The sequence below is a fragment of the Marinobacter halodurans genome (assembly GCF_004327985.1).
Taxonomy (GTDB): domain Bacteria; phylum Pseudomonadota; class Gammaproteobacteria; order Pseudomonadales; family Oleiphilaceae; genus Marinobacter_A; species Marinobacter_A halodurans.
In genome coordinates, this window is sequence record NZ_SJDL01000034.1 from 1 (window position 1) to 17,965 (window position 17,965).

Below are 17,965 nucleotides of genomic sequence, written 5' to 3' on the forward strand. Positions count from 1 at the left end.
CACCAGGCTGGCTGCTTCCTGCTTGAACTCAGGAGTAAAGGAACGTCGTTTTCTGGTCATCAGACACCTCGTTTATGGTGGCGATCTTACCACCTACGTTGGTGTCCGGAATCATTGGACCACTACATTGCACCGCCGATAAGAGTTTTGTAAAGAAAAAGAGAGGGCGTATCCTCTAGATACTGCCGTAACTTTACAGTTTTCTTTACATTTGTCCAGGAGTGCCAAAGGAGCCTTCTTGGGAGGGTCCGGTTCGGCGCTAGTTTAACCCACCCACCCACCTTTCAGTGAAATTGTTTAGGCATATAACCAGTGCAAGCGGGAGCGAAAGCTGCGCAGGCTGGTCTGTCGCCTCGGTAAGCTGGACGGATGATCGCCGTTGGCTTTGGTCTGCTGATAGATGGATCGCAGGCTGACTGTGCCGTAGGCGATGTGCGGGCTCAGCCGCGAGCACCCTTTGACCGCCGTGTTGGGGCTGGAAATGTTGTACTGGTAGCCAATGCAGCGCCGGGCCAGGAAGCTGTCCAGCAGCTTTTCGCCCGCGGACATGCCACCTTTCTGTCGGCCGGGGCAGGCGAGGGTATACGCCAGTGTCGGTGTCGTCAGGTCACAAGCGCCTGGAACACCGGGCGCCGCCGGAATTTGCGCCGGTGCTTCCAGCACGGGTTGTCGCATCAGCTGCTGCCAGGCATCGTCCCACAGGTCCCTGTCGGCCAGTCGGCGGACCACGCCGAACTGCCGCCACTCCTGAAACTGGACGCCGTTCCCGGTACACCATTCGATGACCGCCCGGTCCCGCTGGAAGGTCCAGTCGTTGCCGGTTTCCTCATGGGCGTGCAGGTGTGTGAAACCGGTGGCCTGTTTCAATAAGTGCAGAACGTCGACCACGGCTCCGGTTTGCACCCTCAGCCGGCTGCCCCGCTTGCGCAATGCCGTGTCCAGTTCAGACAGGCTGTCCGCGATAAACGCCCAGTGCCGCTCGCTGGTATCCGGACGTTGCCAGTATTCCGGCTCGACCACGTAGAGCGGGATAACCGGCTCGCCCCGTTCGACGGCCGCCAACAAAGGGGCGTGGTCCGCCACGCGCAGGTCGCGTTTGAACCAGACGACGGTGGTCATCGGGCGTTTGCCTCGCCGGCTTGATGCTTATGGCGTCGGCAACGCTCGCTGCAGTAACGCACCTGATCCCAGTCGCGGGCCCATTTGCGACGCCAGGCAAAGGGGCGGCCGCAGACGGCGCAGTGCTTTTCGGGGAGATGGTTTTTGCGGTGCATCGGGCGACGATCCTGTGCGTATTCTGTCAAAGCTACGTGGTGTTCCGGTCGACGGATGACCGGGCGGTCCGACCGTGCCACACTCCGAAAAGAGATGAGTATGTCCGGGGAGGCCTCATGCGACTGACGATAACCTTCACACTGGCTCTGCTGGCGATCTGGCCAGCGTTGTCCCAGGCGGCATTCCGCTGTGGCACCGGCCTCGTGGATGTGGGCGACTGGCCGGTGGAGGTCGAAGAACGTTGCGGCCAACCGGACTACGTGGCGGTGTATCCCGAGGCGTCGTTGCCCGGCATCGGCATCGTCCAGACGGTGGAGCACTGGTACTACAACCCCGGTCCCAGTGGGTTCGTCAGACGGCTGGTGTTCCGCAACGGCAAGCTCACCAAGGAAGAAAGCATGGGGTATGGGTTCCTGCCCGGTGCTGCCGGTGATTGCAAACCCAACGATCTGCGCGAGGGCATGAACGAATTCGAGATTGTGCGCCGTTGTGGCGATCCACTGTCCAAGCACGTGGAGTGGATCGTGCCCTACCAGGACAACCGGAACTACGGCGGGCTGACCGCCGCCTATCCGCAGGAAGAGTGGCTGTACGAATTCGGGCGCAACGAGTTTCGCCGGGTTGTGACTTTCCGTAATGGCCGGATTACCCGGGTGGAGAGCACCGGCAAACCGGCGCGATAGACACTATCTTTCCAGGAAACCCGGGTGACTTAGGTCCCGGGGATCATTCAAGAGGAGATGCGCCGTTGCGGACCCGTGATGACGGACTCGCCGTGCCCGACGCCCTGCTGTTCGACTGGCACGGCACCCTGGTGGACACCCACGACGCCATGTTCAGCGCGATGGAGGAAATGCTGCCCCAGCTTGAAGATCTCGGGCTGGTCGAGCATTTGCTGCCCGAAGACCAATGCAATACGCCGGAGGATGCCCGGCTGGTGCGCTACATCCGTATCTTCCGGCGTTTGCATCCGCGCATCCTGGCGGAGCGCCGGGTGTCGAGAACCGATATCTTCAACGCCATCTTTGGCGACGACCGCGAAGCCAAGGCCATTGCGCACGAGGCCTACAACGCCTGTTATCGCAAATACTTCGGTCAGGTGAAGCCCTTCCAGGAGGGCATCGTGGACTACCTTCTGGCCTGCCGCGAACTGGGCATCAAGCTCGTGGTGGCCACCAACCGCAACCGGGAATTCCTCGACACCGAGCTGAGCACCCTGGAAGACGGTCGCTGGCTTGAGTTGTTCGATGCCACCGTCTGCGCCGACGATGTGGTGCATTACAAGCCGGATCCGGAGATGATTCAGAGCGCGGCCGATAAGGTCGGCCTGCCGGTGGATGCGCATGTCTGGTACGTCGGCGACGGTTACACCGACATGGTTACGGCCAATAACGCCGGCATCACCGCGGTGTTCTATAACGGCTCGGGCTGGGACCCGCAGAAGATCGACAGCTGGTTCCGCAAACAGGATCGGCCGTCCCTGGTGCTCGAGAGTTTCGAAAGCCTGATGGACGAGCTGGCGGCTTTTCCTGGCGGTGCGTTCCGGCGGGCGGTTGCCGATGTGCGGCCAGCGGCCTATCCGCCGCCTGTGACGCCCCAGCCAAGGGTCGAGCCGGATTGGCATCCCGCGGTGGCGAAACTGGTCCGGCCGGAGGCCATTCTCTTCGACTGGCACGCCACATTGGTGGACACGCTGGATGCCATGTACCACGCCGTGGACGACATGCTGCCGGAGTTTCGTCAGTTGGGACTGATGGAGCGCCTGCTGGAACCGGAGGACAGCAAGACACCGGAGGACGCCCGCCTGGTCGCCTATGTACGCGAATACGCCCAACTGCATCCCAAGGTGCGGGCAGACCGCAAGATCTCACGCACGGACATTTTCGAGGTGCTGTTCGGCGACGATCAGGATGCCAAGGCCATCGCTCACACCGCATTCAACCGGCACTACCGCAATCACTACGGGACGGTCACGGCGTTCGAACCCAAGGTCAGCCAGATGCTGCGTGGCATCCGTAACCTGGGCATCCGGGTGGGCGTGATCACCAACCGGGACCGGGAGTTCTTCGAGCACGAACTGGCAGCGGTGGAGGGCACCGGTTGGCAGCATCTGTTCGATACCGAGGTGTGTGGCGACGACACCCCCCTGCGCAAACCGCATCCGGATCAGTTGATCCTGGCTGCGGAAAAACTGGATTATCCGGTGGGGCCCCGCGTCTGGTATGTCGGTGACAGCACCACCGACATCATTGCCGCCAAGCGTGCGGGCATGACGGGCGTCTTTTTCAACGGCGCCCTGTGGGATCTGCCGTGGCTGCACAATATTTTCCCGGGCACCCATCGTCACCCCCACAAGCCGGACGTGGTGGTTAATGATTTCTCGGAATTCTGGGCGCTGGTGCTGGCCTGCGAAGTGGGACCCCCCTGATCGGTACGATTAAGGCGACGTGACGTCTGCCAGGACCTGACCACTTAAGGCCTTCTCGATATCGATCCCGAGTGCCACGGCGCCGATCAGCTCGCCGCTGCGGGGATCGTGCAGGGCGCGGGAGGCGATCACCTGGAAGTGTTGCGCCGACGCATCGTATCGGACCGGGCCAATGTAGAAACCGTCGCCCGGATCGGCAGCGACCATGCGGAATTTGTCTTCATCCCCCTGCCAGTAATCGCTGGTCATCTGGCTGGAGGCCACCAGGGAGCCCTGGGCGTCCATCACCATGGTTTCCGTCACCCGGCCATGCTGCTGTTCCTGCCATTGGCGCAGTGCCTTGGACAGGGGGCGCTCCAGGATGTGCTGCGCCTCCTCACTGGGCGCGTCGGCCGTGGAGGCCTGCCAGAGTGCGTCGATCATCAGGATGTCGGCCAGGGTGCTGGGTGGGGGCGGGTTGCTCAGGGTGTCCTGGATCGCCAGTTCGCTGATCGCCTGGTCCAGCAGGGTAGTGGACTGCCGCTGGATGAGTTGGCGCTCGCTGTCCTCCAGTTGGAAACCCGAGCTGACGCAGTCGTCGAGGTTGTCGTTGAACCGCGCCAGGAAACGGGGGTGCGCCGCCAGGAAATTCTTCCCCACATACAGGCCCAATGGCGCAAACCGGATGAACTGGCGTTGCAGTTGAACGCGCGGTGCGGAACGGTTGTCGCGGGCGTCTTTCAGGTAACGCTCCATCACGCGCTGGTCGACGACCATGGCGTCAATTCGGTCACGCTCGATCAGGGCGACCAGTTGCCCCAGCGACGACACCTGCATGCGGGGTGTCAGTCCCTTCTTGTGGAGCCAGATCGACTCGTTGCTGCCGGCAATGGCGCCCAGGCGGGCCTTGCTCAGGCTGACGGGTTCCCGGGAGTACAGGTACCACTTCTCCAGAGCCAGCGGTGCGCTTAACGTCGCAAACTGGTCGATGTCGTCGGAGGGCGTAATGGCCATGTAGCCATCAATCACGCCGGTTCGCAGGGAATGGATGCCGCGCCGTTGCGGCACAATATGAACTTCGGGGCGCCAGCTGGTTTCATTCAGGGCGCAGCGCAGGGCTTCCACCGTGGTGCCGTGAACTTCGCCGGCCATTTCATATTGATAGGGGGCGGCTTCGGGGGCATAAATTTGCAACGGCTGTGTGGCCAGCGCGGATGTCGCCGCCAGACAGCCCAAGAGCAGAATGTAGGGAGCGCAGAACTTCATACCCGATCCGTGGAACGTATGCCGACGCCAATATACTTGTTCTTGCGGGAGAAAGTGTAGCAGTCGCAAGTGATTGGTGGCGGCGTAATCGCCTTCGGATGATTACAAAGTCTCCAGATTGTCGAGCAACCATTCCGCACGGGCCAGCAGGGCGTCCCGCCGCTCGGGTTTCTGCCGGTCCCAGTTGCGGTACATCATGCCCATGCGCGGATTGCCCTCGAAATCGCGCCGATGCCTGTGGATAAAGTGCCAGTACAGGGCGTTAAACGGGCAGGCGTCTTCGGTGGTTGCCTCGCTGACGTTGTAGCGGCAGTGACTGCAGTAGTCCGACATGCGCTGGATGTATTTGCCGCTGGCGGCGTAGGGTTTGGAACCCAGGTAGCCGCCATCGGCGTGCATCACCATGCCCAGGGTGTTGGGCAGTTCCACCCAGTCGTAGGCGTCGGCGTAGACCGCCAGGTACCAATCGCAGATCTCTTCCGGTTTGACGCCGGCCAGCAGGGCGAAGTTGCCGGTCACCATCAGACGTTGAATATGATGGGCGTAGCCGTTGCGACGGGTGGCGTCGATGGCTTTGTGCATACAGCGCATGCCGGTCTCGCCGGTCCAGTAGAACCAGGGCAGGTCGCGGTCATTGCCCAGACGGTTTTCCTTGGCGTATGCCGGCATCAACAGCCAATAGATGCCGCGCACGAATTCCCGCCAGCCAATAATCTGGCGGATAAAACCTTCCACCGCGTTCAGCGGTGCCTGGCCGCTGTAGTAATGCCGGGCGGCCGCCTCGCAAACGCCCAATGGGTCCAGCAGGCCGCAGTTGATGTAGGGCGACAGGATCGAGTGGAACAGCCAGTCCTCCTGGTCCGATATGGCATCCTGGTAGTCGCCGAAGCAGGGCAGGGCAAAGTCGAGGAAGTGGGCGAGGGCGGCTTCGGCATCCCCGGCCGTGACGGCGAAATGAAAGTCGTCGGTGGTGCCGAAATGATCGGAAAAGGTGTCGTCCACAAGCTCGATCACGTCGCGAGTGATGGCGTCCGGTTCCACCCGGAACGGGACCGGCGCCGGTGGTTTGCCCGTCCACTTCTTGCGGTTGTCCGCATCGTAATTCCATTCGCCGCCTTCGGGCTTGCCGTCGGGCGTCATCAGCAGGCCGGTCTTCTTGCGCATTTCCCGGTAGAAAAATTCCATGCGCAATTGCTTGCGGCCCTCGGCCCAGCGGGCAAACTCTCTCTTGGTTGCGATAAAACGGTCGTCGGGACGGATCTCGACCGGGACGTTCAGCGACTCGTGCCATTGGCGAATGGCGGCGTCCAGGCGGTACTCGCCGCATTCGGTGGTGATGACCTTCTCAGGTTGATCTTGCCCGACCCGTTCGCGGATCACATCCAGCAGACTGTGATGCGGGCTGTCGGGATCGTAGGCGTGGTAATGCACGGTCCAGCCGTTGTTTTCCAGTTCCCGGGCGAAATGCCGCATGGCGCTGAAAAGCAGGACGATCTTCTTTTTGTGGTGATTGGTGTAGCTCGCCTCGTCGCTGACTTCCGCCATCACGATGGCGTCCTGTTCGGGATCGGCCTCCCGCAGGGCGCTGATGTCCGGTGTCAGCTGGTCGCCGAGGATCAGGATCAGGTGGCGCATCGGAATCTCCTTTGGGACGAAGATACGCCGTCGGGCCTTTCCCGGTTCATGCTGATCCAGGTCAATGTGACATTCGTCCAGCGGCGTAGACTGCATCGTGCCAATCATTGATGTGGAATGAGCCATGCCCGTCCAGTCCGCCTTTTGCCAAGAATCCCCTGTGTCCCCGTCCACCGCTTTCTGGAACGAATCGCTGATCCGGCGCTATGACCTGAGCGGCCCGCGCTATACGTCCTATCCCACGGCTGTGGAGTTCACCGACCGGTTCACGGCCGCCGACATGGCCGAGTCAGCCCGGGCCAGCGCGGCAAGCGGACGGGACCTGTCCCTGTACACGCACGTGCCGTTCTGCGCCCGGCTTTGCTACTACTGCGCCTGCAACAAAGTGGTCACCCGCAAGCGCGATCTGGCGATGCCCTACGTCGAACGGCTACTGCGAGAGGCGCGGTTGCAGGCCGACCTGTTTGGTGCGAAACGAACCGTCAGTCAATTGCACTGGGGCGGAGGCACCCCGACCTTCCTGCCACGTCAGGCGATGCAGCACCTGATGGCGGGCTATCGTGAGATATTCAATCTGGAGACCGGTGAAATCCGGGATTTCAGTATCGAAATCGACCCTCGCGAGCTGGCTGAAGAGACGTTGGCCCAACTGGCCGAACTCGGTTTCAACCGCATCAGTCTGGGCGTGCAGGATTTCAATCCGCAGGTGCAAAAAGCGGTCAACCGACTGCAGCCCCAGCGTATGGTCGAGGATGTGATGGTTGAGGCCCGGAAGCGGGGATTCGGCTCCATCAACCTGGACCTGATCTACGGTTTGCCCTACCAGACGCCGGCATCGTTTGCCGAGACGGTGGATTCGGTGATCGAAATGCGCCCCGATCGCCTGTCGGTTTTCAGTTATGCCCATCTGCCGGAGCGGTTTTTTCCACAGACCCGTATCAAGGATGAGACGCTGCCGTCACCGGCCGACAAGCTGACGATCCTGCACCAGACCATCGACCGGCTGCTGGACGCCGGTTACCAGTACATCGGCATGGACCATTTTGCGCTGCCGGACGATTCCCTGGCGGTTGCCCAGCGGGAAGGACGCCTGCATCGTAATTTCCAGGGCTACACCACCCACGCCGACTGCGACCTGGTCGCACTGGGGGTATCCGCTATCGGTCAGACCGAGCACGCCTATTTCCAGAACGCTCACGACCTGAAGGCGTGGGAGGCCCGGATCGACGCGGGCGAGCTGGCGACCATTCGGGGCGTGGCGCTGACGGAAGACGACCGGATTCGCCGTTGGGTCATTGGTCAACTGATTTGCCAGTTCGAGTTGGAATACGCCCGGTTTGAATCCAACTGGCACCATTCGTTTGGCACCTATTTCGAAGAGGAATTGCAACGGCTTTGCGTGATGGAGCTGGATGGCTTGGTGAGCATTGGTGAGAGGAAGCTGGTGGTGCACGAGCCGGGACGGCTGCTGATCCGGGCCATTTGCCAGGTGTTCGACGCCTATCGGGCGAAAGGGACGGGGCAGCGGTTTTCGCGGATTATTTAGGTGGCCTGAAGCTCCAGCCCCTCTCCCCGACCCTCTCCCGCCAGGGGAGAGGGCGTTCTTACCCCGAGTTAGCGGCATGAGCTCCCCTCGCCCCTGGCGGGAGAAGGGCCGGGGGAGAGGGGGAGAAATGCCCCCGGGGATTCAGGCGAATTAAGCTGCCTGAGCCTCCAGCTTCATCCGCACCCGATCTGGCAGCGAGTAGTGCCCGATCCGCTTGAGCACGGTCCAGTACTGCTTGCCGAAGCTGCCCGTGTTGTACTTCAGCCCGTACTTGTGACAGATCGCTTCCACCCGCGGCGCGATCTCGCGATAGCGGTGGGCCGGGATGTCCGGGAACACGTGATGCTCGATCTGGTGGCTCAGGTGGCCACTCAGGATGTGCACCCACTTGCTGCCGGTGAAGTTACTGGAACCGGTCAACTGACGCAGGTACCAGTGGCCCCGGGATTCGCCTTCGATGGACGCCTCTGTGAACGTCTCCGCATCCTCGGTGAAATGACCGCAGAAGATCACGGTGGACGACCACAGGTTGCGGATCAGGTTCGCGCAGACGTTGCCGGCCAGCACGATGGGGAAGACCGGGAAGGTCAGCAGCGGGAAGAACACGTAATCCTTGAACGCCTGACGGCCGCCCTTGCGGAAGAAGTCTTTCAGGAAGCCCTTCTTGTCCGACAGCTTGATCTCGCGGCGGCGGATCCGCTCGCTTTCCAGTTCGTGCAGACCCACGCCCCACTGGAAAAACACTGTCAGCATGACGTAGTTGATGAACTGCAGCAGGTGCAGCGGGTGCCACTTCTCGTCGTCGCTCAGGCGCAGTACCGCGTAGCCGTAGTCCCGGTCCTTGCCGATGACGTTGGTGTAGGTGTGGTGCTCGTAGTTGTGGGTCTGGCGCCAGGAATCGCCGGTGCAGACCGTGTCCCACTCGTAGGTCTGCGAGTGCAGGGACGGGTCGTTCATCCAGTCGTACTGGCCGTGCATCACGTTGTGGCCGATTTCCATGTTCTCGATGATCTTGGCAAGGCCCAGCGAGGCCACCCCGGCGACGAACACCGGCGGGATGAAACCGAACGGCATCAGCACCCGGCCGCCGACTTCCAGCGTCCGGTGCAGGCGGATGATGCGACGGATATAGCGCGCATCGCGCTCGCCCAGGTCGGCCCGGACTTCATCGCGGATGGCGTCCAGGTCGTTTGCCAGTTCGTCCAACTGTTGTTGCGTCAGTTGCTGTGTCATGTCTCTCTCCTCAGGCCGGCGGTCTGCCGGCCATCTCATCTGTTCAGGGGGCTGTGCGGGTAATGATCAAAGGTCCACGGTGACCGGACCCTGGGGCACGGAGATGCACAGCTGTATGGTTTCCTCGCCGGGGCCGGAAGCCTTGCCGGTGAGGCGATTGACGACGGTGCCCTCCGTCTTGCGGCAGCTGCACTGATGGCAGATGCCCATGCGACAGCCGAAGGCCGGTTTCAGGTCGGCAGCCTCGGCGATCTCCAGCAGCGGCGCGTCGCCTTCGGCGTCGACGGTCTTGTCGCTGCGACCGAAGGTGACGGCGCCCCCCAGCGGGGTGTCCGCCGGGACGGCAGATGGCGCGCTGAAGAAGGTGGTCTGGATCTGGTTGTCCTTGATGCCGAATGAAAGCAGCAGGTCACCGGCCAGATCCATCAAGCCTTTCGGGCCGCACAGGTACACCTGGCGGGCACGCAGGCCCGGCACGGTGTCCAGGTGGCTTTCGTTCAGGAAGGCGGTTTTGCCTTCCTCTTCCGTGCGGTAGACGTGCAGGGTCAACGCCGGCCAGCGGGCCGCCAGGGCGTACAGGATCTCTGCGCCGATCACGTCCGCCTGGGTCCGCACGTAGTAGAGCAGGGTGACCGGTGCCCGGAAGTCCCGGTCGGCCAGGGTCATCAGGTGACTCAGCACCGGCGTAATGCCGCTGCCGCCGGCGATATAGAGCAGCGGGACGTCCGCTTCCGGCAGATCAAAGTCACCGAACGCCTGGCTGATGCCGACGATGGTGCCGGGCGTCAGGTGATCGTGCATCCAGTTGGTCATGCGGCCACCCGGGTGGCGTTTTACCGTCAGGGTGATCGTGCTGTCGGTGTCCCACTGGCGCGGCGCGCTGGCGACCGTGAAGGTCCGGTGGTGCCGGACGCCGTCTGCTTCCAGGATAATGTTGATGTGCTGGCCGGCCCGGAAGCCTTTCCAGCGGGGCGACGGCCGCAGACGAAAGCTGCGGGTGTCGGCCGTTTCGTCGGTCACTTCCAGCAGGCGGGCCGGCACGAAGCCGCGTACCCACATGGGATTCAGGACGGCCAGCAGCGGGTCGAAAAAGGCGCCGGGATCCTCACGGTTAAACAGTTGCTTGCCGAGCCAGCGCAGGGATGCGTGTGTGTTTCGTGTCGACAGCATGATGTGTTTCTCCTCACCGATGTATGGTGGTGTGTACAAGTGTTCACAATATGTGAACGACTGTACACATTGATGATTCCGGGTGTCAACGGGGAATGGGGTCCGTGCGGGCGCAACCGGTATGGCGCCCGATGCCTTGTGGTAAGCGGCCTCAGGGCCGTACCGCGATGGGTGCGATCGGTGGGTGATTGGCGTTTGGCCCGTAATGACAGCCTTTATTTCCGCAGGCCTGGTGATTTGTGTACACTCGTTGTCATTGCGGGCCGAGAGCGGTCCGGCAGTCAGGCCCGTAGTCAGGACGGACACGATGACCCAGCGACAGCGACGCAAACCCGGCGAAACCCGGGACAAACTGATGGAGGCGGCCCTCACCCTGGTGGGCAAGGGCCGGCACTTCGCCAGTCTCGGTATCCGCGAAGTCACCCGCCAGGCCGGTGTGGTGCCGACGTCCTTCTATCGCCACTTCCGCAATATGGACGATCTGGGTTTGCAGCTGGTGGACCAGTTGGGTTTGGTGCTGCGCCGCATGATGCGCGAGGCGCGGGGCAACGTGCTGCAGGCGGACAAGCTGATCGAGGAGTCGGTGACCATCTTCATCAGCCACGTGGAAGCCAATCGCAGCTTCTTCTTTTTCATGGCCCAGGGGCTGGCCGGAGAAAGCCGCGCCGTACAGGATGCCATCCGCAGCGAGATGCGCTTCTTCGCCAGCGAGCTGGCCAACGACCTGCGCCGCATGCGCCTGGCGGAGCATCTGAGTGACGGCGATCTGGAGCTGACCTGCGATCTGGTCGTACGCACGGTCGCCTTCACCCTGACCGACCTCCTCAACGTAGCGCCGGACGACGACTACCAGATCGACCAGATCCGCCAGCGCACCGCCCGCTTTCTGCAGCTGATTTTTGTGGGTGCCGCGCATTGGAACAGTCGTACACAGGCTGGCAACTCATGACCGGTCACTGGAAGCGTTTTCTCGGCACCCTTGTGGCGCTGGCTACCGCGGCCTTGTGGCTGACGTTCTATCAACCGGACCCGGAATACGGTCAGAAGCAGCGGCTGGCCGATTTCTCGTCGTTGCTCGGCACCCTGTCCCGCAGTTGGGACCGATCAGCCGTCGACCTCATCCTGGCGCCTGCGGTGAAAGGCGCGGGCCCCTCGTCGGCTACCCTGACAACGGCGCAGTCACTGGGCCGCTTTGTGGGTTGTGAACGTCTGGCGCTGGGGGATTTCGGTGACGATGCCCTGAGCCAGTCACCGCTCAACCGGTTGAAGACGGACACGGTCTACCAGGGCAACGGGCGCTGCGCCTTCGAACATGGCCGGGCGGATGTTCTGGTGGGCTATGTGAAAGGACAGGACCAGCCGCAACTGGTCCTGTTGGAGGTGGATAACGTGCGGTTATTTGACCGTCGTTGACGTGCGCTTGCGTCGGGGGCTGGCCGTCTTGCGCTTCGGCCGGGTCTTCGGCTCGGCCTTGGCCAGCAGGATCAGTTCCAGCTCCTCCAGCGCTTCCCCGGTATAGACGGCCAGTCGCTGCATGCTTGGCAGCGTATCCCGACACCCCGTATACCCGAAGTTCAGTGACCCGGCGTAACTCAGGCAAGTGATGTTGAGTGCCCCGCCGTGGGCGATCAGCGAAACCGGGTACATGGCCTCCAGCTTGGCGCCCTCGTAATAGAGCGGCTTCTCCGGCCCCGGCACGTTGGAAATGGTCACGTTGAACGCCGGCCGCATCCGCCCGCCCAGCCCCGTCATCAGTTGCAGGATGTAGGGCGACATCAGCAGCATCGTGTACTGGTTCAGCGCACTGCGCGGCAGGCTCTGCAAGTGGGCCTTGGCGCTGGCGGTGGACGCCTGGATGGCAGCCAGCCGGTCTTTCGGGTCCGCCTCGTTGGTGGCCAGGCTGGCGATCATGAAGCTGATGGCGGTGCCGGTGCCCTCGTCGTCCGCGGGGCGGATGTTGACCGGAATCCCGGCGGTCAGCGGTGTATCCGGCAGTTCATCCTGTTCCAGCAGGAACCGGCGCATGGCCGTGCCGCACAGGTAGAGCACGATGTCGTTGAGCGAAGCGTCCGCCTTTTTGGCCAAGGCCTTGAGGCGATCCAGTTCGTAATGCTGGGTGGCGAACCGGCGCTGACCGGTGACCCGCCGATTGAGGATCGAGCTGGGGCCCACGAACGGCGGGGTCAACTTGTCCTCGGGATGCCGGGCGGAATGGACCAAACGGGAGAGGGCGCTGACCAGCTTGGGCGCGCTGTCCACCTGGATCTTCAGGGCTTCCAGCGCTTCGTTGAAGGCCCAGTTCAGTGTGGCGGCCTTGTCGCCGGTCTGCTTGCGCCCGCGCTGCGGCTTGACCGACCAGGGCGCCAGCATGTTGGTCTCGTTGGGATCGGTGGACAGGATGCGCTGCATCAGTCGCACCCCACTGATACCGTCGATCATCGAGTGGTGCATCTTGGTGTAGAGCCCGAAACGGTTGTTCTCCAGGCCCTCGATGATGTGGCACTCCCACAGCGGCCGGGAGAAATCCAGCGGGTGCGAATGCAGGCGCGAAACCAGCACCCCCAGTTCCCGTTCGCTGCCGGGCTTGGGCAGGGCGGAGTGGCGCACGTGATAATCCAGGTCGATCCCCTTGTCGACCTTCCAGGCGGGCGCGACCAATCGCCCCAGTTTGCCCGGGTAGGCCAGTTTGTAGTTCCACGGGGGCGCGACTTCGCAATCGGTTTTCATGCGCGCGACCATATCCCGCAGGAAGGTCTCCGGCGCGCCTTCCGGCAGCGAGAAAATCTGTAAGGTGCCCACATGCATGGGCGTGTCCTCAGACTCGACGGCGAGCCATGAGGCATCCAGTGTGCTCAGGCGTTTCATAGTGTCCGTTCTTTCCTTGTCCGTGCGTGTTTTGAGTTGTGCAGATCTGTCGAAACTGCATCTTTTTATAGGGTTTGCGCGAGTATATACGAGGTGGAAATCGAACACAGTCGCCGCAGTGACGGAGGTCGTTGTCGATCACAGATTGATGGGGCAAAAAAAGGCCCGGTGAATCCTGTGATCCTGCTCATAGGGTGGGAAGCAGGATCGACTCACCGGGCACCAGGTTGGAGACGCAACTGAAAACACTCCAGAAAAGCCTGAGAGGAGCGGGACTCTGATTCCGCCCTCTTCATTAGCATCCACACTAACGCAGGATTTTCCGTTCATCACGTTAAAATCCGGTAAATGGACAAGCTGTAAAGTGTTGAAAAGGCGGCGTTAATCGGAGTAGGTGGAAACCGAAATAAAAAGGGCGCCTCTTGCCGGCGCCCGAGGGGGCTCACTCGCTCATGGCCTTCTTGTAGAGCGACCTGCGGGGCTTGGCCATCACCCGTCGCAGCATCGGCTCGAAATAGGACAGGGGTAGGGTTTCCGCCTCCGGGTCGAACGCCGGCGAGTCGTACTTGCTGACAAACTCCAGCGTGTGCTTGTAATACGGATGATCCCGGAAGTTTTCCCGCAGGTTGGGATCCAGCCCCAGGTATTCGAAGAAATAGTACCCCTGGAAAATCGCGTGGTGCTTGACCATCCAGTGGTTCTCCTCGCTCACGAACGGCTCCAGCAGCACCGCTGCCACGTCCGCGTGGTTGTAGGTACCGAGGGTGTCGCCGATGTCGTGCAGCAGGGCGCACACCACGTACTCCTCATCCTTGCCGTCCCGGTGGGCCAGGGTGGCGGTCTGCAGGCAATGGGTCATCCGGTCCACCTTGAAGCCGCCGAAGTCGCCTTCCAGCAGCTTCAGGTGATCCATGATCCGGTCCGGAAGGGACTTGGCAAAATCCCCGAACGAGGCGGCGATGGTCTGCCAGTCCTCGGCGGTACCGTCCTTCATGTGGGTGAACCGGGCGCGTTTATCGGTTGCTGTGCTCATATAAACCTCCGGGCTCAGTCGCGGTAGCTGGGATCGAGACGATCAAGCTTGCGCAGCAATCCGGGCCAGGCCAGTTGACCGCCCATGCCTTTGGTCACCTGGGCCGCCTGCTGCTTGATGGTGTCGACAATGCCCGCCGGGATCGGCGTCAGTTCGCGGTTGCCCGCCAGCGCGTTGATCTGCACCTCGCAGGCCCGTTGCAGGATGAACATGCCCAGGAACGCATCGGCAATGGAGCCGCCCGCGGTGAGCAGGCCGTGGTTGCGCAGGATCATGAAGTTGGACTCGCCCAGGTCGGCCTGCAGCCGGGCTTTCTCGTCCTCACGCAGGGCCACGCCCTCGTAGTCGTGGTACGCCAGGCTGGCCAGCGGGAACAGGCTTTGCTGCGACAGCGGCAACAGGCCCTCCTTCTGGGCGGATACGGCGACGCCGGCGGTGGTATGGGTGTGCATCACGCAGGCGGCATCCTCGCGCACGGCATGGATGGCGCTGTGGATGGTGAAGCCGGCGGGGTTGATGTCGAAGTCGTCGGGATCGAGCTTGTTGGCGTCCTGGTCGACGCGTACCAGGCTGGAGGCGGTGATTTCCTCGAACATCATGCCGTAGGGGTTGATCAGGAAATGATGTTCGCCACCGGGAATGCGCGCGGAGATGTGGGTGAAGATCAGGTCGTCCCAGCCGTACAGGGCGATCAGCCGGTAGGCGGCGGCCAGGTCGACGCGCAGCTGCCATTCCTCGGCGCTGACGCTGTCCTTCTTGGATTTGACTGCCAGGGGTGCAGACATCGTGGGCCTCTCTCGTTGTTGGACTTGTTGTGGGTCTGTCCCGGAAGTTTAGGCCTATGGAGCCCGCAAACACTGTCAATGGATTGACATTGTGGTGAGCATCGCCGACCCGTCTCGCACGGTCAGGGTTTGGTTTACACTGTGCCGATGACCGACATCTTCCGCGTTATCCGCCGCTGCCCGATCTTTTCCGGTTTCCCGGACGAAGCCGTCGAAGAGGCTGCCAGGCATGCCCGTGTCCGCCGCTTCGAGGTGGATGAGCTGATCTACGAGAAGGGCTCCCTGCAGTCCGGCATTTGCGTGATCGCCGAAGGCGGGGTGCGCATCTGTTCGTTCAACGCCGAGGGTCGCGAGGCGGTATTGATGATCTTCGATCACGGGACCTGGTTCGGCGACACCGTGTTTTCGCCGGATACGCCCCGCGTCTACGGCGCCCGTGCCCACGAGAGGGCGGTGATCGTCGATCTGCCCGGTGACGTCTTCCGCGACCTGATGCGGCGTTATCCACAGAGCTATCCGGTGGTGCTGGATCTGCTCAGCCAGCGCCTGTGGGCGACCATGTCCCTGATCGAGGACGACGCCCTGCGCGGCATTCCGGCCCGGGTGGGGCGCCGTCTGATGTTCCTGGCGCAGATGCACAACGGCGGGCGCATCGGTCGGGAACCGGTCAGTTTTCGCCTGACCCGGGAGCATCTGGCCGGCATGATGGGGATGACCCGCCAGGGAGTGCACAAAGTGCTCAAGGCCTTTGAAGCGGAAGGGCTGATCGCTTTCAGCTACGGCCGGGTCACCGTCACCGATCCGGTCGCGCTGGAGCAGCATGTGTCCACCTGCGATTGAGCGACATCAAAGTCTGTAACCAAGCGAAACAGGGAGGGGCTTCCAATCTCCGTTGAAAACCGCAATGATCATCGGGTGACCAAAGCGACCAACCGGATTGACCAAAACGCCCAGGCTTGCCAGGGTGGCGGTCCGCTGGTCGGTCAGGCCAGCGGGTTCTGATGGCCTGAGACTCCAACAACTCGATCCTTTGTGCAGAGGACATGACAATGCCGACTTCCACCGGCACCGGTTGTGCCGGAATCGTCACCGGCCAGGCCCGTTTCGGGCTGGCGCTCCTGTTGATGTGCCTGCTGGCCGCGCCCGCGGCCCGGGCTGATAACACGCTCTTCCGAATCTTTACCGAGAACTACCCGCCCTATAACGTCTCCGAAACCGGCAAGAACTTCGCGCACAAGCGGGAAGACATCGGCGGCATCTGTACCGAAATGGTCGAAGCCCTGATGGCCAATACCCCCTATAAGTACGAAATGAAGATGCGAGACTGGAGCTTCGCCTATCGGTGGGTCCAGGAGCACAAGAATCACGCGCTGTTCTGCACGGCACGCACCGACGACCGCGAAGACCAGTTCCAGTGGGTGGGGCCGCTGGCGTCGATTCGCTGGACCCTGTTTGCCGCGCCCGATTCCAATATCAAGCTGAAATCGCTGGAAGATGCCAAGGACATGAAAATCGCCGGCTACAAGGGCGATGTCATGACCGATTACCTGCTCAAGAAGGGGTTCAATGTGACCGCCTCCGTCACTGACGAACAGAACCCACGGCGGCTGGTCCTCGGTCAGGTGGATCTCTGGGTGACCGACGGCCTGGTGGGCCCGCTGGTGGCCAAGGAGAACGGCGATATTGCCGGGCTTCGTCCGGTGCTGGTCTTCCGCGAAACGCCGATGTACCTGGCGGTCAGCAACCAGACCGATCCCGCACTGGTGGCGAAACTCCAGGCGGGACTGGACAAGGCCCGGGAAGACGGCACGATTGACGCCATCAAGGAGCGCTACGGTATTGGCGACTAGTCCAGGTAATACTCCAGGGTGGAGACGACGCGCACCGTCTTCACCGGTTGCTGTTCCTCGGTAATTCCCGGCGCCGGGTCACGGGGCAGGATCTGGAACACGCCCTGGTTGGCCCGGCGCATCCCGCCCACATCGGTGCCGGCATCCTTGGCGAACTGCTGGGCCGCTTCCCGTGCCGATGCCGTCGCCTCGGCGATCATCTCCGGTTTGATGTCGTTGAGCCCGTTGAAGAGGTAGGTGGGGCCGCCGGATCCGTAGTCACTGGAGAGGACCACGCCGGAGTCCACCAGGTCGCTGACGGCCTGGGCCGCCTGCTGGACCTTGTCGATCTCCTGCGAGCGCACCATCAGGGTCTGGTTGATGATGAAGCGCTTGCCGCCGGTGTTGTTCTGGTAGGGGTTGGCCTGGGTGTCGGTCACGTCCAGACGCTGCAGTTCCATGGCGCCGGCATCGATGGCCTGCAGCTTGAGGAAGGCCAGGATACTTTCCCGGCTCTTGCGGGCCTGATCCTGGGCTTCCGCCAGGGTGTCGCCCGTAGCGACGAAGCGCAGCGGCCAGAGCGCCACATCCGCCTGAACCTGACGTTCCGCCACGCCCTTGACGGTCACGAAGCGATCCCCGGTACGCAGGTCCCGCAGTCCGTTGGCGCCGATCCAGGCGGCGGCAATCAATCCAATGGCGACGATGACGCTGGACAGAACTCTCACATGGGGCTCCTTGTTGAGTGGGCTGCACCCGATGGCGACTCGGCGGATCAACCGCTGAATCCGAATGGGGTACAAGGGGGTGAGCCGGCTGGGGTCGCGGCTTATGTGCCGCCATGATGCCATGCAATTGAATGGCGTGGCTATTTAGCCGCCTACCCACCTCGGTACGAAGTTCGTCGTCATCGGTGACAGC

Annotated in this window: 17 protein-coding genes; 7 read left to right on the forward strand and 10 right to left on the reverse strand. The window is 62.2% G+C overall.

From position 1 onward, the window contains the following. Window positions 1–297: 297 nt before the first annotated feature. Window positions 298–1,119 carry a deoxyribodipyrimidine photo-lyase gene (locus EZI54_RS18000; RefSeq protein ID WP_131483275.1) on the reverse strand — a complete coding sequence of 274 codons (822 nt, stop codon included), beginning with the start codon at window positions 1,117–1,119 and terminating at the stop codon, window positions 298–300. Then, on the reverse strand, window positions 1,116–1,274 hold the full coding sequence (locus EZI54_RS18005; RefSeq protein WP_123635402.1) for a DUF2256 domain-containing protein: 159 nt from the start codon (window positions 1,272–1,274) through the stop codon (window positions 1,116–1,118). Before EZI54_RS18005 ends, EZI54_RS18000 begins: the two co-directional genes overlap by 4 nt. 117 nt (window positions 1,275–1,391) lie before the next feature. Between EZI54_RS18005 and EZI54_RS18010 the strand changes: the two genes are divergently transcribed. Beyond that, entirely contained in the window at window positions 1,392–1,958 is a 567-nt protein-coding gene (locus EZI54_RS18010) for a DUF2845 domain-containing protein (RefSeq protein WP_123635403.1), read from the forward strand. Window positions 1,959–2,023: 65 nt separating this feature from the next. Further along, window positions 2,024–3,703, forward strand: a complete 1,680-nt coding sequence (locus EZI54_RS18015; RefSeq protein WP_131483276.1) for an HAD family hydrolase — start codon at window positions 2,024–2,026, stop codon at window positions 3,701–3,703. Between the two features lie 9 nt (window positions 3,704–3,712). Here the strand turns inward: EZI54_RS18015 and EZI54_RS18020 are convergent, their stop codons facing one another. Together EZI54_RS18020 and EZI54_RS18025 are read right to left on the reverse strand one after the other, a co-directional pair. Next, the gene (locus EZI54_RS18020) at window positions 3,713–4,948 is read right to left on the reverse strand and encodes a transporter substrate-binding domain-containing protein (protein WP_131483277.1); all 1,236 of its coding nucleotides are present in this window, start codon (window positions 4,946–4,948) and stop codon (window positions 3,713–3,715) included. A gap of 102 nt (window positions 4,949–5,050) precedes the next feature. Beyond that, window positions 5,051–6,583, reverse strand: a complete 1,533-nt coding sequence (locus EZI54_RS18025; protein WP_131483278.1) for a cryptochrome/photolyase family protein — start codon at window positions 6,581–6,583, stop codon at window positions 5,051–5,053. Between the two features lie 124 nt (window positions 6,584–6,707). Between EZI54_RS18025 and hemN the strand changes: the two genes are divergently transcribed. Next, complete coding sequence (gene hemN, locus EZI54_RS18030; RefSeq protein ID WP_131483279.1) at window positions 6,708–8,129, forward strand: oxygen-independent coproporphyrinogen III oxidase; 1,422 nt, start codon at window positions 6,708–6,710, stop codon at window positions 8,127–8,129. Between the two features lie 150 nt (window positions 8,130–8,279). Here hemN and EZI54_RS18035 read toward each other — a convergent pair whose 3' ends face one another. Continuing rightward, window positions 8,280–9,362 carry a fatty acid desaturase family protein gene (locus tag EZI54_RS18035; RefSeq protein WP_131483280.1) on the reverse strand — a complete coding sequence of 361 codons (1,083 nt, stop codon included), beginning with the start codon at window positions 9,360–9,362 and terminating at the stop codon, window positions 8,280–8,282. A 66-nt stretch (window positions 9,363–9,428) separates the two neighbouring features. Beyond that, entirely contained in the window at window positions 9,429–10,532 is a 1,104-nt protein-coding gene (locus EZI54_RS18040; RefSeq protein WP_131483281.1) for a ferredoxin reductase, read from the reverse strand. Window positions 10,533–10,839: 307 nt separating this feature from the next. On the opposite strand from EZI54_RS18040, the gene EZI54_RS18045 reads away from it, so the two are divergent. Both EZI54_RS18045 and EZI54_RS18050 read left to right on the forward strand, forming a co-directional pair. Continuing rightward, complete coding sequence (locus EZI54_RS18045) at window positions 10,840–11,481, forward strand: TetR family transcriptional regulator (protein WP_123635924.1); 642 nt, start codon at window positions 10,840–10,842, stop codon at window positions 11,479–11,481. Further along, window positions 11,478–11,945: a hypothetical protein gene (locus tag EZI54_RS18050; protein WP_131483282.1), complete on the forward strand. Its 468-nt coding sequence runs from the start codon at window positions 11,478–11,480 to the stop codon at window positions 11,943–11,945. Before EZI54_RS18045 ends, EZI54_RS18050 begins: the two co-directional genes overlap by 4 nt. Here EZI54_RS18050 and EZI54_RS18055 read toward each other — a convergent pair. The 3 genes from EZI54_RS18055 to EZI54_RS18065 all read right to left on the reverse strand — a co-directional run bounded on the left by EZI54_RS18055 (window position 11,928) and on the right by EZI54_RS18065 (window position 15,215). Further along, entirely contained in the window at window positions 11,928–13,397 is a 1,470-nt protein-coding gene (locus tag EZI54_RS18055; protein ID WP_123635922.1) for a WS/DGAT/MGAT family O-acyltransferase, read from the reverse strand. The genes EZI54_RS18050 and EZI54_RS18055 overlap by 18 nt on opposite strands. Before the next feature lie 442 nt (window positions 13,398–13,839). Continuing rightward, window positions 13,840–14,430, reverse strand: a complete 591-nt coding sequence (locus EZI54_RS18060; RefSeq protein ID WP_131483283.1) for an HD domain-containing protein — start codon at window positions 14,428–14,430, stop codon at window positions 13,840–13,842. A gap of 14 nt (window positions 14,431–14,444) precedes the next feature. Beyond that, window positions 14,445–15,215: a class II aldolase/adducin family protein gene (locus tag EZI54_RS18065; protein ID WP_131483284.1), complete on the reverse strand. Its 771-nt coding sequence runs from the start codon at window positions 15,213–15,215 to the stop codon at window positions 14,445–14,447. 147 nt (window positions 15,216–15,362) lie between these two features. On the opposite strand from EZI54_RS18065, the gene EZI54_RS18070 reads away from it, so the two are divergent. Together EZI54_RS18070 and EZI54_RS18075 are read left to right on the forward strand one after the other, a co-directional pair. Beyond that, entirely contained in the window at window positions 15,363–16,055 is a 693-nt protein-coding gene (locus EZI54_RS18070; RefSeq protein ID WP_131483323.1) for a Crp/Fnr family transcriptional regulator, read from the forward strand. 209 nt (window positions 16,056–16,264) lie between these two features. Next, window positions 16,265–17,065 carry a substrate-binding periplasmic protein gene (locus EZI54_RS18075; protein WP_131483285.1) on the forward strand — a complete coding sequence of 267 codons (801 nt, stop codon included), beginning with the start codon at window positions 16,265–16,267 and terminating at the stop codon, window positions 17,063–17,065. On the opposite strand, the gene EZI54_RS18080 is transcribed toward EZI54_RS18075, so the two are convergent. Further along, the gene (locus EZI54_RS18080) at window positions 17,062–17,763 is read right to left on the reverse strand and encodes an SIMPL domain-containing protein (RefSeq protein WP_423227010.1); all 702 of its coding nucleotides are present in this window, start codon (window positions 17,761–17,763) and stop codon (window positions 17,062–17,064) included. The genes EZI54_RS18075 and EZI54_RS18080 overlap by 4 nt on opposite strands. Between the last annotated feature and the right edge of the window lie 202 nt (window positions 17,764–17,965).

What these genes read in the sequence shown, in the direction of transcription:
- EZI54_RS18000 (WP_131483275.1), bottom strand. Translation starts at nt 1,119, where the DNA reads ATGACCACCGTCGTCTGGTTCAAACGCGACCTGCGCGTGGCGGACCAC.
- EZI54_RS18005 (WP_123635402.1), bottom strand. Translation starts at nt 1,274, where the DNA reads ATGCACCGCAAAAACCATCTCCCCGAAAAGCACTGCGCCGTCTGCGGC.
- EZI54_RS18010 (WP_123635403.1), top strand. Translation starts at nt 1,392, where the DNA reads ATGCGACTGACGATAACCTTCACACTGGCTCTGCTGGCGATCTGGCCA.
- EZI54_RS18020 (WP_131483277.1), bottom strand. Translation starts at nt 4,948, where the DNA reads ATGAAGTTCTGCGCTCCCTACATTCTGCTCTTGGGCTGTCTGGCGGCG.
- EZI54_RS18025 (WP_131483278.1), bottom strand. Translation starts at nt 6,583, where the DNA reads ATGCGCCACCTGATCCTGATCCTCGGCGACCAGCTGACACCGGACATC.
- hemN (WP_131483279.1), top strand. Translation starts at nt 6,708, where the DNA reads ATGCCCGTCCAGTCCGCCTTTTGCCAAGAATCCCCTGTGTCCCCGTCC.
- EZI54_RS18035 (WP_131483280.1), bottom strand. Translation starts at nt 9,362, where the DNA reads ATGACACAGCAACTGACGCAACAACAGTTGGACGAACTGGCAAACGAC.
- EZI54_RS18040 (WP_131483281.1), bottom strand. Translation starts at nt 10,532, where the DNA reads ATGCTGTCGACACGAAACACACACGCATCCCTGCGCTGGCTCGGCAAG.
- EZI54_RS18045 (WP_123635924.1), top strand. Translation starts at nt 10,840, where the DNA reads ATGACCCAGCGACAGCGACGCAAACCCGGCGAAACCCGGGACAAACTG.
- EZI54_RS18050 (WP_131483282.1), top strand. Translation starts at nt 11,478, where the DNA reads ATGACCGGTCACTGGAAGCGTTTTCTCGGCACCCTTGTGGCGCTGGCT.
- EZI54_RS18055 (WP_123635922.1), bottom strand. Translation starts at nt 13,397, where the DNA reads ATGAAACGCCTGAGCACACTGGATGCCTCATGGCTCGCCGTCGAGTCT.
- EZI54_RS18060 (WP_131483283.1), bottom strand. Translation starts at nt 14,430, where the DNA reads ATGAGCACAGCAACCGATAAACGCGCCCGGTTCACCCACATGAAGGAC.
- EZI54_RS18065 (WP_131483284.1), bottom strand. Translation starts at nt 15,215, where the DNA reads ATGTCTGCACCCCTGGCAGTCAAATCCAAGAAGGACAGCGTCAGCGCC.
- EZI54_RS18070 (WP_131483323.1), top strand. Translation starts at nt 15,363, where the DNA reads ATGACCGACATCTTCCGCGTTATCCGCCGCTGCCCGATCTTTTCCGGT.
- EZI54_RS18075 (WP_131483285.1), top strand. Translation starts at nt 16,265, where the DNA reads ATGCCGACTTCCACCGGCACCGGTTGTGCCGGAATCGTCACCGGCCAG.